The sequence below is a fragment of the Streptomyces lavendulae subsp. lavendulae genome (genome assembly GCF_002803845.1).
GTDB lineage: Bacteria > Actinomycetota > Actinomycetes > Streptomycetales > Streptomycetaceae > Streptomyces > Streptomyces lavendulae.
In genome coordinates this window covers 294795-308040 of sequence record NZ_CP024985.1, presented here as the reverse complement: position 1 = coordinate 308040, position 13246 = coordinate 294795, and the positions used below count along the sequence as shown (strand labels likewise).

Genomic DNA, 13246 nt, shown 5'->3' with positions numbered 1-13246 from the left:
CTGTCCGGTGGCAAGACCCCGGCGACTGAGAAGCCCGGGGCCGCGCAGTCCCGGCATCGCCACGTCCAGGTGGTAGGGCGGGCCCGCGTTCCCGGTGCCCCGGCGGCGAGCGCCGCCGGGGCACCGGGAACGCCCGGAAGGGGGGACCAGGGCCGGGTGTGTGGTCAGGCCCGGATCTCGTTGATGGCTTCGACAGTGGCCGGTGACTCCGCCGGCCGGCGGAGAGCGCTACTCGAACTGCCCGGGCCAGAAGACGACGCGACGTGGGGCTCACGTCATCTGGATTCCCAGGCGCACGCATTCGATGAGGTAGTCCCCGGTGTCGGCATCGATGGTGACACCGTGGGCCTCGCTGTGGAATCCGGGGAAGGCCCGGTCGAACGCCTCCAGCGCACACAGGTAGCGCAGGACGGGACCGTTGGGCGCGCCGAGCGCTTCTCCGGGCATCAGGACCGGGATCCCCGGGGGAGTCACGGTCACCATGGCCGCGGCCACCCTGCCGGCGGCCTGGGCGAGGGGGAGCCGTTCCGTGCCGCCGCGGATGAGCTGCCGGTAGCACGCCTGGGGCGGGACGACGGGTTCCGGCAGCTGCTGGAAGGCGGTGTCCAGGGCGTCGATCAGCTCCGCCCGGGTGAGGTGTTCGTGCATGTCCTGGCAAAGACCGCGCAGGGTCGTGCCGCTGTAGCGCTGCGGGTAGCGCTCGACGAGATCCGGCAGTACCTGGCGCAGCGGGGTGTCGGCGTCATGGAGGGCCTTGAAGTCCATGAGTGCGTCCATCAGGGTGCCCCACTTCCCCTTGGTGATGCCCATGGAGAACAGGATGAGGGTGGTGTAGGTGTCGGTCTTCTCCACGACGATGCCGCGGCCGGCCAGGTACGCGGTGAGGATGCGGGCGGGGATGCCCCAGGAGTCCGCCTCGCCGCGCGCATTCACGCCGGGGCAGGTCAGCGTCACCTTGATGGGGTCCAGCAGGCACTGGCCCTCACTGAGTCCCTTGAAGCCGTGCCAGTCCGCCTCCGGGACGAGCTCCCAGCAGCGGGGATCGGAGGCCAGGAGTGCCGGGGAGGCGTCTGCGAAGGCCACCGTGGTCCCGTCGGCCGGGTCGGTGACTGTGTCGGGCTGCCAGACGCCGAAGAACCAGGGCAGCCGGTCCCCGGCCTCCGCGATCCGGCGCCCGGTACGGACGAGGGCCTGCCGGAACCGCACGGCCTCGGTCACCGCCTCGTTCACCAGCCACTCGCCCTGCGGGCCGTCCATCATCGCCGCGGCCACGTCCAGCGAGGCGATCACCGGGTACAGCGCCGAGGTGGTGCCGTGCATCATGAACGCCTCGTTGAACCGGTGGTGCTCGACCGGTGCCCGGGGTGAGGACTTCACGTGCACCATCGCGCTCTGCGACAGGGCGGCCAGCAGCTTGTGCGTCGACTGCGTGGCGAAGACGGTGGGACGCTCGTCACCCTCGAAGGTTTCCGGCCCGACGGCCATGCCGTACCGGCCGGTGTACAGGGGATGGAAGCGCGCGTAGGCGAACCAGGCCTCGTCGAAGTGCAGCCGGGGAGTACTGGGTGCCAGTGTGCGCGCCGTCTCCACGGTGTCGTAACACAGGCCGTCGTACGTCGAGTTCGTGATCACCGCGTACTGCGCCTGGGGCGATACCGCGCCAGGCGTCAGCGGATGGGCGGCGATCCTGGCGGCCACCGCGGCAGGCGCCGTCTCACGCGCCGGGAGCGGTCCGGCCAGCCCGTATCCGTTGCGGGTCGGGATGAGGTAGACCGGGCGCGCACCCGAGATCACCAGCCCGTGCAGCACCGACTTGTGGCAGTTGCGGTCAACCAGGGCGATCTCGTCGGCCGTGACGCAGTAGTGGCCGACCATACGGTCCGCGGTGGAGTCGCCGTGGAGCACGAAGTACGTACGGTCGGCGCCGAAGATGCGGGCGGCGTTGCGCTCGGCTTCCCCGATGGGGCCGCTGTGCTCGAAGAGGGAACCCAGTTCCTCCACCGAGATCGACAGGTCGGTGCGGAAGAGCCGCTCACCGTAGTAGTCGAAGAAGGCCCGGCCGACGGGCGACTTCAAGAAGGCCACGCCGCCCGAGTGCGCCGGGGTGTGCCAGGAGTACTCGTGGGCGTCGTCGAACCGTCGCAGCGCTTTGAAGAACGGCGACAGGACGGAGTCGCCGTACTCCCGGGCGGCGTTGAAGACCCGGCCCGCGATGAAGGACGGCGTGTCTTCCAGAGGCCAGATGTATCCGACGGCGGTCTCCGCCACCCACAGGGGGAGGCGGTCCAGGCCGTGGTCCGATTCCTCGCTCATGACGACGAAGACGGGCAAGGCCGTGAACCGGCGGGTGATCTGGCGCAAGACGGCCGCTCCCCGGCCGTCGCTGTCCTCGCCGGTCTCGGACGGCAGGTCCCAGGCGACGACCGCGGCCGACAGGCCCGCCTCCGTACGCAGGGCGGCACAGGCCGCCTCGACGGTCCGCGCCCACCGCACCTCCAGGCCGCGATTCTCCAACTCCTTGCCGATCCTGCGTAGTTGGTCACCACCGACACCCCGGCCCAGGGGGTCCTCGCGCAAAGCCAGCAGGACACTACCGTTCGCCATGACACTCTCCACGTGCGTCAACCCATCCCGACCTGCCAAGCATCGAGTTCAAACACCACGGACCGGGTCGAAATCCGGCGACCCTCACCCGTTCGGCGGGGGCGCACGACAGGGCACCCCGCGTTCCGCAGACCTAGGGCGCGTATTTGGTTGTGATCAATTTGGGGGATTGGCTCACGCGGCTGGGCCTGATCCGGTAGATCGTCTTGCGTGACGCGGATGCAACTGACTGATGTGGAGTGGGAGTTCATCGGCCCGTACCTGCCGGTCGGCGAGTACGGGCCGTACCCCGAGCGGCTGCGGCAGCAGTTCGAGGGCGTGATCTGGCGGTTCCGGACGGGCGGGCAGTGGCGGGAGATGCCGCAGGAGTTCGGCGCCTGGTAGACCGTCCACAACCGCTTCCGGCAGTGGCGGGACGCCGGGGTCTTCGAAGCCCTCCTGGAGGGCCTGATCGCGGAAGCCGCGAAGCGCGGTGAGGTGGACTTGTCCCTGGTCAGCGTGGACTCCACTAGCGTGCGGGCCCACCAGGACGCTGCCGGGATGCACCTCGGCCAGGACGTCATCACCGCCCTGGAGAAGGCCGCTGCCGAGGAGGAGAAGGCCCGGCGAAAGGGGGCACCTCGGAAGGACAAGACGGGCGGGACGCCGGAAATGACCCGGAGCGGGAAGAGCGACGACGTATCCGGCGTCGGCACAGACTGCGGTTGAAGGCCGCCCTGCTCGGACGTTCGAGGGGCGGGCAGACCGCCAAGGTCCACCTCGCCGCCGACGGCAAGTGCCGCCCACTCGCGATGGTGCTGACCACGGGGCAGGCCGGGGACAGCCCGCAGTTCATCCCTGTACTCAAGAAGGTACGGGTTCGCGGGCCCGTCGGCCGCCCCCGCACCCCGCCCGGTGCGGTCGCCGGGGACAAGGCCTACTCGTCCCGCGGCAACCGCGCCTACCTGCGCAGACACGGCATCAAGGCAGTCATCCCGGAGAAGAAGGATCAGGCCGCCAACCGGAAGAAGAGGGGCGCCAGGGGCGGCCGACCCGTCAGCCATGACGCCGACCTCTAAGGAACGCAACACCGTCGAGCGCCTGATCAACAAGCTGAAGGCCTCGCGTGGGATCGCCACCCGCTACGATAAGGCGCCCGAAAGCTACCTCGCCGGTCTCCACCTCCGCGCCGCAATGATCTGGATCGACGACCTCCTGGAGGTCACCGCCTGATCACAACATCACATAGGCCCTAGTAGGAGGTCCGAGAGAGGCCGGTGACCCTCCCGTCCTTGCCCACGTAGAGTCCGACCGGCTGCCAGGTATCGCTTTTCAGCGCTAGCGTGCGAAACGGCTTCCCCCCATTGTCCAGCTGGTAAGCGCCAACTTTGCCGTTGCTGTTCCACTCGATTTCCAGGTACCAGGTGCAGTCGCACCCGGCAGTCCGCACTGAGAAATGGAACACCTCTGGGTCGGTCGCGGAGATCTTGTAGGGGAAATTTACGATCGCCGGCGAGGGCCCGGAGAACTCGTCCGGATTCAGTGCTGTAGCGGTAGGCGATTTACTGTCGAGATCGATGGCGAAGGACCGTGTCGGCACTGCGGCACCGCACCCTCCTGTACCGAATACCGAAGCCGGCGGAGACTGGGACGGACCGGACATCACCGCCCGGGCCCCGGTGATGACCACCGCACTCTGCGTCCTCCCCTGGAGCGTGACCGTGAGATCGGTCACCCCGCCGTCGGCCTCCCTGTTCTTCACCAGGATGGTGCGCCCCTCGTTCTCCGGCTTGCCGATCACGGCCTTCTGCAGCTCGTCGGGGAAATGCGTCCAGACGGCCGGACATGAGTCGTCTTGGAATGCCACAGTAAAAGGGGCCCGCTCCTTCCCGAACTCGTTCACAACCTTACTGCCCGCCGTCTTGAACAAGTCCTGCAGAGCACCGCCGAGAACCGCCGCCAAGGCCCCCAGTAGGACCGTCACCACCCACGTCAAAGGCCGCTTCCAGAAACGCTTCTTCCCGTTGCCCGATTCCACCCCCGTCCGCGGTTCCCCATCAGAAGAATTGGCATTCACGACGGCCTCCCAGCAGAGCGGTTCTCAGGCGCCAATCACCCCCTCCGCAGCCATGCTCACCCGCCCCGCCTCCGCCCGCCACCGAGACCATCACCCTGTGTCACGACGATCGGCGACGAAGTCTACGATCAAGACCCCGGTCTGCGGACCGGTTGAGTCCCGCAGCGTTGGCTACGTGCTGGCGGTCTCTGGCGCGACCGGGTCCGGATCAACCAGGGCCGCGCCGTGATTCGTGCTGGATCAAAGACCTCACATGGACCTGCCCTTGATCACAACCACATACGCGGCCTAAGGCCGAGCGAATGACGGCTCGCGCCGGACACGGTGCGCCCGGGTGAAGTCGCGTCCCCCTGCACCTCACCACAAAGAGCGACGCCCCTCGTGGAGAACTCAACCCGGATCCCGGCCTGCGCCATCTGGGTGAGACCAGAGGCGTTCTGCCTGTCATCGCCTGATATGGGCAGGGCTTCGTAAGGGTGGCGGACTGTCCTGCGGCCTGGTGATCGGGAGGAGTCCTGGTGTTCGTGGCTGGCGGCGGGGGGAGCCGTATGGATCTGGTGGATCGCGGCGCCGATGTGTGGCTGGTGCTGGGTGCCGGTCTGTCGGAACGGCCGGTGACGGGCCTGATCGCGGATGCTCTGACCCTGGAGTTCGGCGACAGGTTCGCTGTTGTGGGCAGCGGGGAGGTGTTGATGGGTGCGGGGCGTGGCGGTCTGACGCTGCGCGCTTTGGACGGGGATGAGGTGGCGGCGCCCAGGGTGGCGTACGGGCGGGTGTGGACTCCTGGGGCGAGTGTGGACCGGGAGATTACGCTGCTGCGGCATTTGGAGGGGATGGGCACGGTCCTGTTGAACCCGGCGGATGCAATGCTGGCCTGTCTCGACAAGTTCTGGCAGATGCAGCGGCTCGCGCTGGCGGGGATTTCGGTGCCCGAGACGGGCATGGCCGCGGGTGCGTCACTGGATGAGGTGATCGGTGCCGGGGTGCCGCAGCCGTGTGTGGTGAAGGCGGCGCGGGGGCACCGTGGCGAGCAGGTGTTCTTAGCGCCCGATGCCACGGTCCTCCGGGTCGTCCACGGAGGCCTCGGCCGGGACACCGCCTGTTTGTTCCAGGAGTACGTCGAGCACTCCCATGGCCGTGACCTGCGGGTGGTGGTCGTCGACGGGCGTGCTGCCGGGGCGGTGGTGCGTACCGCCGCTGGAGGGGAGTTCCGTTCCAATCTGGCTCTGGGCGCGACCCTTACGCCGTGCACGGGCCGTTACCCGCGGGGGGAGGATCTCGCGGTCCGGGCCGCTGCCGTCATGGGGCTCGGTGTCGCGGGTGTGGACCTTCTGTTCGCCGCGGACGGCGGGTTCACGGTCTGCGAGGTCAACGCCAATGCCGGCTGGCAGCCCGGGATGAAGGACATCGCCCCCGCTCTTGCGGCCGCCTGCCGGACCCGTCTCGCGGACGGTGCGGGCCGGCCCGCACCGTCCGCAAGACAAGCCGAGGAGTCCATCCGTGCACGTGTCCCCGCCCCTGTTGAACCGCTGGCCGTTGCTGAAGAGCCCGGATTTCCGGCTCTTCGCCCTCGGGCAGACGTTTTCCAACACGGGGACGTGGATACAGAAGGTGGCCCAGGACTGGCTGGCCCTGGAGCTGTCGCACGGTAACGGCACGGTCCTGGGCATCACTACAGCCCTGCAGTTCCTTCCCCTCCTGCTACTGGGCCCCTACGGCGGCGTCCTCGTCGACCGGCACTTCACGCGGCGGATCCTGCTCGCCTCCCAGACGGTCATGGCCGTCCTCGCCCTGATTCCCGCCCTGCTCGTCGCGACTGGAACGGCGCGTCTGGACGCGCTCTACGTCCTGGCCCTCGCCCTCGGGCTCACCATGGTCGTCGAGAAGCCCGCCCTGCAGGCCTTCATCGGGGAGTCCGTCGCCCCCGGGGAGCTCGTCAGCGCCCTTGCCTTCAACAGCGCCGTCCTCAACCTCGCCCGCATGGTCGGTCCCGCGCTCGCCGGCCCCCTCATCGTCCTCTTCGGCCCGGGTCCCGCCTTCCTCGCCAACACCCTCTCCTACCTGGCCGTGATCGCTTGCCTGCTGCGCATGGACCCCCTGGCGGGCTGCCCGGCCACGCCGGTTCCCCGCGCGAAACAGCAAGTACGAGCGGGACTGCGCTATGTCCGCGACCACCGCGACCTCGCACTCACCCTGCTCCTCGTCGCCGTCGTCGCCGCGTTCGGCATGAACTTCCAGATCACCACCGCGCTGATGATCACCCGCGTCTACCAGGCCCCGCCCGCCGCGTTCGGGCTCGGCAACACCGCCCTGGCCGTCGGCTCCGTGATCGGCTCACTCCTGGCCGCCCGCCACCCGCGAATGACCGGCCGCCGACTGGCGGCCGCCGCCCTCGCCTTCGGAACGCTGGAGGCCGCGTGCGCCCTGATGCCCGGCCCTCTCACCTTCCTCGTACTGCTCGTTCCGACGGGAACCGCCCTGCTGGTCTTCCTCACCGCCGCCAAGGCCCGCCTCCAGCTCGGCGTCGGCGACGGGATACGCGGACGGATCATGAGCCTCTACCTGCTCGCCACCCTGGGCACCACACCCCTGATCGCCCCCGCCATCGGATGGATCGCCCAGAGCGCCGGCCCCCGCACCGCCCTCGCCCTGGGCGGCACCGTGTCCGCCGCCGCTGCGATCACCATCGGACTGCTCTACCCACGCCTGCCCGCACGCCCCGAGGCCAGACCTCAACCGGTCGCCACCCACCCGTCACACTTCAGCTGAACAGGCCGCCTCGACCGCTTATCCGCCCGGCCGTCAGCTCGGTGGTGACCTCTTCGAGTGCGGCCGGGCGGTGTTCCAGGCTGGGGGTGGGTGGAGAACAGGTCCGCCGTGCCGGGGCCGAGGGCAGGGGCGAAGAGGAACGCGAACGCCTGTGCGGGTACGCAGGTCCCGGGCCGGAATGGCGCTTCTCGACGTGGTCGACAAGGGGGATGTCGTGCCGGGCCCGAAGGCCGGGAGTACCAATGCGGAGCCACCGAGGGCGGTGGGCGGGGGTGGTGCGAGGAGTGGCCGTGGACGAGGTCGGCGCCGCCGTCGACCAGGGCGTGGGCGAATCGAACGTGCTCGGGCGGGACCCGGTAGCCCCAGTTGGAACCCCAGTGGATCGATACTGCTACCAGGTCGCCGGCCCGGCGGGCACCCCGTACACGGGCGACCAGCCCGGCCGCGGTGGCCGGCGACGAGGCGGAGGCGAGGGCGATCCCACTGCGGTCCGCGGTGGCCGCCCAGTCGAGCGGGATGCCGCGCGAGGGGAGTCCGACCGAGAACACGAGGAGGCGCGGCCCGTGACGGGACGCGGACCCCCGGCGGGACGGAGGAGGCCGCTGTGTCACCCGTGCCGGCCGCCATGCCTCGGCGGCATCGCCGCCTGCACCGGCGGTACGCAGCCCGGCTGCGCGGAGGCTGTCGAGGGTCTCGGCCAGCCCGGCGCGGCCGAAGTCGAGGACGTGGTTGTTGGCCAGTACGCACACGTCGGGCCGGGCAGCGGCCAGGCACGGCAGGTTCGCCGGATTCATGCGGTAGTGGACGCTCTTCCCTGGGGCGAAGCCGGCCGCCCGCGTCACGCTGGTCTCCAGGTTCAGCACCCAGGCGTCCGGCTCGATGGCCCGAAGTTCCTCCAGCAGGTCGCCCCACGGCCGATCGTAGGCAACGGGCCGGGGTATGGGGCCGTTCGCGGCCTCGGCCATCTCGACGTACGCTCGTGCGTCCGTCACCCATGGCTCGGCGAGCCGTGGGTCGCCCGGGTGCGGCAGCACTTGGTCGATGCCCCGGCCGAGCATCACGTCGCCGGCGAGGCAGACAGTGATCTCGCGGTCCGTCGCAGGGCTGCCGCTCGCTCCCACTCCTCCACAGTAGGCCCGGCCCCGTTCCAGCGGCGTACGCCGTTCGGACCCCTGAGTACGGGGCAGATCGGCCGGAGCGCGGTCCATCCATCGGCGCGGAGGCGGACGAACCCGAGGTGCCGGTCCCCGTGCCGGCGTCGCCGTCGAGGTTCCGTACGGGCAACGTGCACGCCCCGCCGCACGGGTCCCGCTGCGCCTGCGTCCTGGAGAACGTCGGCTCCCGGGGCGCACGCCCCGTGGCGAAGGAGTCCGCGGTCCTCGGCCCTGCGGGCGGTGGTGCCGGGCTCGGGGCCGGGCCCGGGCCCGGCCGCTGGGGGAGCCGCTGCTCCTCGCGGCCCCTGCCCGGCTGCTGCTCGTCCTGCGTACCGCCCACGGTGGCGGCTCCTTGCTGCACGGGGTGACGAATTCCTCCGACCCACGCTGACACGTGGAGTCGCTGTCCGCGCGATATGCGTGGTCGAGAGCGGCGGGCGGGTGACGCAGGCGGCTGTGCGGAAACGCCGGAGTGCGGTCCGTCGCTCCAGAACCGAGGATGGGCGCGATCCGACCCGCCCGCGCCGTCAGGAGCAGAGCCCATGCTGGAACGCACGCTGCGCAACCACCACACCGAGGCCGTCACCTTCGTCCTTCCCGCGGACATCCCGCCCGGACCGGTCAGCGTGGTGGGCGACTTCAACGACTGGCAGCCCGGCATCCACGCCCTGCGTCCGCGCAAGGACGGCAAGCGGTCCGTCACGGTCGAGCTGCCCATCGAGAGCACCCATTCCTTCCGGTACCTGGCCGCCGGGGACTACTGGTTCAACGACGAAAACGTCGGCTATCAGGACGGCCCGAACAGCCGCCTGCACACCTGATCCGGATGCGAGAGCGGCACGGCGGACGATGTAGCGGGGCGGACCGCTCGAAAGGCGGGGCGGGCACCCGATGTGCCGAGATCACGACGCCGTTGAGCAGAGGTGCGAGCGCCCGAGGCCAGTACTTCTCGTCACTGGAAGGCGTAAGGTCCGGCGGACCCCGGGCTCGGCGGTGCGCTGCCGGACCGCGATCCGCCGCGGCGCTGCCAAGTCGGTGACCTGGTGGTGCGCCTTCCGTGCTGCACCCGGATCGCCCGGCAGGCTGGTGTCGCAACGGAAGTGACAGAGGTCGGCCAGGGCGCCCACCGGGGGCGATCGGGGGAACCTTGAACAGGATGGGCACTGGGCGCCGACAAGCGCTGGTCGCCTCCGTACGTGCGCTGGTGTCGGCGGCGCTTCTCGTGGCCGGCTACTTTCTGCTGCCGCTGGATTCGGCATTCACCGCAACCACCGTTGTCGGGCTCGTCGGTGGCATCGCGGTGGTGGCACTGTTCCTGGCCTGGCAGATCCGCCAGATCACACGGTCACCGTTCCCCGGACTGCGGGCCATCGAGGCACTTGCGGTGACCGTCCCGCTCGCCGTGCTGATGTTCGCAACCGCCTATTGTCTGATGGACAACAGTGCACCGGACAACTTCAGCGAAGGGCTGTCGCGGACTGACGGGATGTATTTCTCGATGACCGTCTTCAGCACGGTCGGGTTCGGAGACATCACCGCGCGCAGCCAGCCTGCCCGGCTGCTCGCCACGGTGCAGATGACGGTCAATCTCCTGCTGATCGGTGTGGCCGCCCGGCTCATGGTGCACGCCGTCCAGGAAACCAGACACAAGCGGGACCGGACAGCCGCGGAAGGCGACGGCAGCGCCGTGCCCGGAGCCCCCTGACCTTTGGGAGTGGCGAGCGGAACGCGCTCGTCCTGAGGACGGCACGGACGCTGCGTTCGGGGACCGACGCCCCCGGCCGGGACATCAGGCACGGCCGGGCGCGTGGCCTTCACCGCCGTCGCCTTTCGTCGGGCTCGCGGGAACTGCGCCGAGATGGGAAAGGTGACGGGTGAACCAGTCCAGCGCGGCGTCGGCCACGGCGTCCAGCGCGCCGGGCTCCTCGAAGAGGTGGGTGGCACCGGGAACCACGCCGATCCGGTGCTCGCAGCGCATGCGCGCCGCGGCCTGGCGGTTGAGGTCCAGTACCTGGTCATCGGCTCCGCCGACGATCAACAAGGTCGGAGCACGTACGGCTGCGAGCCGGGAGACCGCGAGGTCGGGGCGGCCGCCCCGGGAGACGATCGCGGCGATGTCGGACCGTGGCTCGGCGGCGGCCACGAGTGCGGCCGCGGCGCCCGTGCTGGCGCCGAAGTAGCAGATGCGCACGTCGAGCTGTGCCCGGAGCCATCCTGTGGCCTGTGTCAGGCGCAGAGCGAGCAGAGGTATGTCGAAGACCTTCGCCCGGTCCCGCGCCTCGGACGGGGTGAGGAGGTCGAAGAGCAGCGTCGCCAGCCCCGCACGGTTGAGGACCTCGGCCACGTGGCGGTTGCGGGGGCTGAGGCGGCTGCTGCCGCTGCCGTGCGCGAAGACGACGACGCCCGCAGCGCCCTCGGGTACGTTCAACAGCCCGGGCAACGCCGTGCCTCCCGCGCCCACCACGACTTCACCCGCCGGTGTCGGTCCCTGACCCGAGGCCTGTGCAGGCGCTGCCGGGCGTGCCCGCGCCCCCTCGGCCAACAGCGCGGCGACCTCTTCATCTCCCACCTGGGAGAAGTCCTCGTACCACTGGCCGACCGCGGAGAAATGACGGGGCGTGGACAGGCACACGACATCGTCGGCCTCACGCCGGAGCTGTGCCAGTGCCTGGGGAGCCGCCACGGGGACGGCCAGGATCACCTGCGCCGCTCCGTGCTCGCGCGCTGCCTGGCAGGCCACGGACGCGGTCGATCCGGTGGCGATTCCGTCATCCACGATGACCACCGTGCGTCCGGCGAGCGCAATGCGCTCCCGACCGTGCCGGTAGCTCGTCAGACGCCGCTGAAGTTCGGCCCGTTCGGTTTCCTCGACCCTGGCGCAGTCCCGTTCTCCGAGGCCGGCGGCACGGACCGTCGCTCCGTTGATCAGTCGTACGCCGCCCTCGCCGATGGCGCCGAACGCCACCTCGGGCTGGAAGGGCACCCCGAGTTTGCGGACCATGATCACGTCCAGCGGTGCGTCCAGGGCGCGTGCCACCTCCGCGGCCACGGGTACGCCGCCGCGGGGGAGCGCGACCACCACCGGTTCGGCCAGGCCGAGCCGGGACACCTCACAGGCCAGCCGTCTCCCGGCGGAGGTCCGATCGGAGAAGAACATGGGGTGCCTCCTTTCACGGCCCGATCCGGCGGCAGGCGTCCACAGGGGAGGCGTTCGCAGGGGAGGCGGCCGCAAGGACGGAACGGCGGATGCCGTCGGCTCGGCGGCAGGCCGCATTGGTGCGGCCTTCGGCCCCGGAATGCCCGGCCACCTCCGCATGAGCTGCCGGCAGGCACGCGACAGAACCCCCTGACTCCAGGGTCGTACCGGTGCACGAAGTCCGCATCCGGACAGGGTCCGGGCGAGATCTGGAGGGATCTGTACCGAGCGCGCGTCGGCAGCCGGACGGCCATGGGCCCCCGGCCCCCGTCGAGGGGCCCGACCGGCACGTGCGCGAGGCGCCGGTCAGGGTCACGCTGGAGGTGTTCGGGACAAGCCCTCACACGCGGCGAGAGGAGTCCGGCATGGGATCGGAGAGACACGCGCAGGCGTGGCCCCCACCTGCCGGGCCGGACACGTCGGTGATGACCTGGACCGTCGCTGAGGTCATGCGGACGGACGTGGTGGCCGTTGCAGCCGGCGAGACCGTGCTCATGGCGTGGGAACTGCTGGAGAGGACCGGTGCTCACCACCTTCCCGTCCTGCTCCCGGACGGCCGGTGCTCCGGACTGCTCGACCGCGCCGATGTCGCGGTCGCGTGTTCCGCGCCGGCCGTAGTGCTGTCGGCACTGGACGTCGACACCCTGCTGAGCGGGCACAGGCGGGTGGCCGTCCGGGCGGCGGAAAGCGTACGGAAGGCAGCTGTCGCCATGACGGACAACGGCTGCGACGCCCTTGCGGTACTCGGCGGCGACGGAAGGCTTGTCGGCCTGCTGACAGCCTCCGACATCGTCGCCGCCCTCGCGCGCCCCCCGGCTCCCGGGCCCCGGACCGCGCAGGGGAGATCCATCGGACCGTCCCCGCTGACCCCGGGACTCGGGCCCCGCCGGGATGACCGGGTGACCCCCGTCCCCTGAGCGGCACCACGGAATGAGGGCGAGATGACCAGGAGGAGCGCCCGCGCGGCCGTGCACAGGTCGGGCCGCAAGCGCCGGCAGGAACCCGCCGACGGCAGCGGGCCGAGCGGTCCGCTGCCCACACGTGAACAGTCCGCCGGTCTGCCGCCGACACGGCGCAGCGCCCCACCACGGGGGAGGCCTGTGATCACCATCCGGATCCGCGAACTGTTCGGCTGATCGACCTGCACCGGCAGTGGTGAGCCGAAGCGGCCGACCGGGACAGGAATCGGGACCGGTCGGCCCCTGTCAGGAAGCGGAGGCTCCGCAGCGACTTCTCCCTGGGAAAGCCGGCTGCCTTGATCCTCCTCTCTGACCTGCGGCGGGCCCGGTCATCACACTCGGCCATCAGCAGCCCGGCGAGGAAGCCGCGCCGCCTCGCACGACCCCGCCCACCACCGTCCAGCCGGTTCTGGCGCTTGTCTTCGACTCCGGGGACGCCGCCTTCACGCACAGCGCGCTGGCCGCCCAACACCCCCCGGCCGGCCGGATCACCCTCCACCCGGGCCCG

The 13246-nt window shown here is 70.4% G+C and carries 8 protein-coding genes and 3 pseudogenes; 6 read left to right on the top strand and 5 right to left on the bottom strand.

Annotation, left to right across the window (positions count from 1 at the left end; genetic code table 11):
- Nucleotides 1-270: 270 nt before the first annotated feature.
- Nucleotides 271-2604, bottom strand: coding sequence for an Orn/Lys/Arg family decarboxylase (locus tag SLAV_RS01450; RefSeq protein WP_030226812.1), 2334 nt, complete (start codon nucleotides 2602-2604; stop codon nucleotides 271-273).
- Nucleotides 2605-2814: 210 nt separating this feature from the next.
- Here SLAV_RS01450 and SLAV_RS01445 point away from each other — a divergent pair.
- Nucleotides 2815-3816, top strand: a pseudogene (locus tag SLAV_RS01445) (IS5 family transposase).
- Nucleotides 3817-3835: 19 nt separating this feature from the next.
- Here the strand turns inward: SLAV_RS01445 and SLAV_RS01440 are convergent.
- The gene (locus tag SLAV_RS01440) at nucleotides 3836-4621 is read right to left on the bottom strand and encodes a hypothetical protein (RefSeq protein WP_159038053.1); all 786 of its coding nucleotides are present in this window, start codon (nucleotides 4619-4621) and stop codon (nucleotides 3836-3838) included.
- A gap of 587 nt (nucleotides 4622-5208) precedes the next feature.
- Between SLAV_RS01440 and SLAV_RS01435 the strand changes: the two genes are divergently transcribed.
- Together SLAV_RS01435 and SLAV_RS01430 are read left to right on the top strand one after the other, a co-directional pair.
- Nucleotides 5209-6312 (top strand): RimK family alpha-L-glutamate ligase, encoded by a 1104-nt coding sequence (locus tag SLAV_RS01435; RefSeq protein ID WP_234333457.1) that lies wholly within the window; start codon nucleotides 5209-5211, stop codon nucleotides 6310-6312.
- Complete coding sequence (locus SLAV_RS01430) at nucleotides 6197-7429, top strand: MFS transporter (RefSeq protein WP_051840426.1); 1233 nt, start codon at nucleotides 6197-6199, stop codon at nucleotides 7427-7429. The genes SLAV_RS01435 and SLAV_RS01430 overlap by 116 nt, the downstream gene beginning before the upstream one ends.
- A 263-nt stretch (nucleotides 7430-7692) precedes the next feature.
- Here SLAV_RS01430 and SLAV_RS42045 read toward each other — a convergent pair.
- Nucleotides 7693-8550 (bottom strand): annotated as a pseudogene (locus SLAV_RS42045) (CapA family protein); the annotation flags it as partial.
- A 575-nt stretch (nucleotides 8551-9125) separates the two neighbouring features.
- On the opposite strand from SLAV_RS42045, the gene SLAV_RS01420 reads away from it, so the two are divergent.
- Both SLAV_RS01420 and SLAV_RS01415 read left to right on the top strand, forming a co-directional pair.
- The gene (locus SLAV_RS01420) at nucleotides 9126-9404 is read left to right on the top strand and encodes an isoamylase early set domain-containing protein (protein WP_030226821.1); all 279 of its coding nucleotides are present in this window, start codon (nucleotides 9126-9128) and stop codon (nucleotides 9402-9404) included.
- A gap of 335 nt (nucleotides 9405-9739) precedes the next feature.
- A complete protein-coding gene (locus SLAV_RS01415; protein ID WP_051840427.1) occupies nucleotides 9740-10288 on the top strand; it encodes a potassium channel family protein in 549 nt (182 codons plus the stop codon).
- A gap of 84 nt (nucleotides 10289-10372) precedes the next feature.
- Here SLAV_RS01415 and SLAV_RS01410 read toward each other — a convergent pair whose 3' ends face one another.
- The gene (locus tag SLAV_RS01410) at nucleotides 10373-11740 is read right to left on the bottom strand and encodes a phosphoribosyltransferase family protein (RefSeq protein ID WP_051840433.1); all 1368 of its coding nucleotides are present in this window, start codon (nucleotides 11738-11740) and stop codon (nucleotides 10373-10375) included.
- Nucleotides 11741-12144: 404 nt separating this feature from the next.
- Between SLAV_RS01410 and SLAV_RS01405 the strand changes: the two genes are divergently transcribed.
- A complete protein-coding gene (locus SLAV_RS01405) occupies nucleotides 12145-12696 on the top strand; it encodes a CBS domain-containing protein (RefSeq protein WP_078950152.1) in 552 nt (183 codons plus the stop codon).
- A gap of 292 nt (nucleotides 12697-12988) precedes the next feature.
- On the opposite strand, the pseudogene SLAV_RS01400 reads toward SLAV_RS01405, so the two are convergent.
- Nucleotides 12989-13111: pseudogene (locus SLAV_RS01400) on the bottom strand (IS21-like element helper ATPase IstB); the annotation flags it as partial.
- Between the last annotated feature and the right edge of the window lie 135 nt (nucleotides 13112-13246).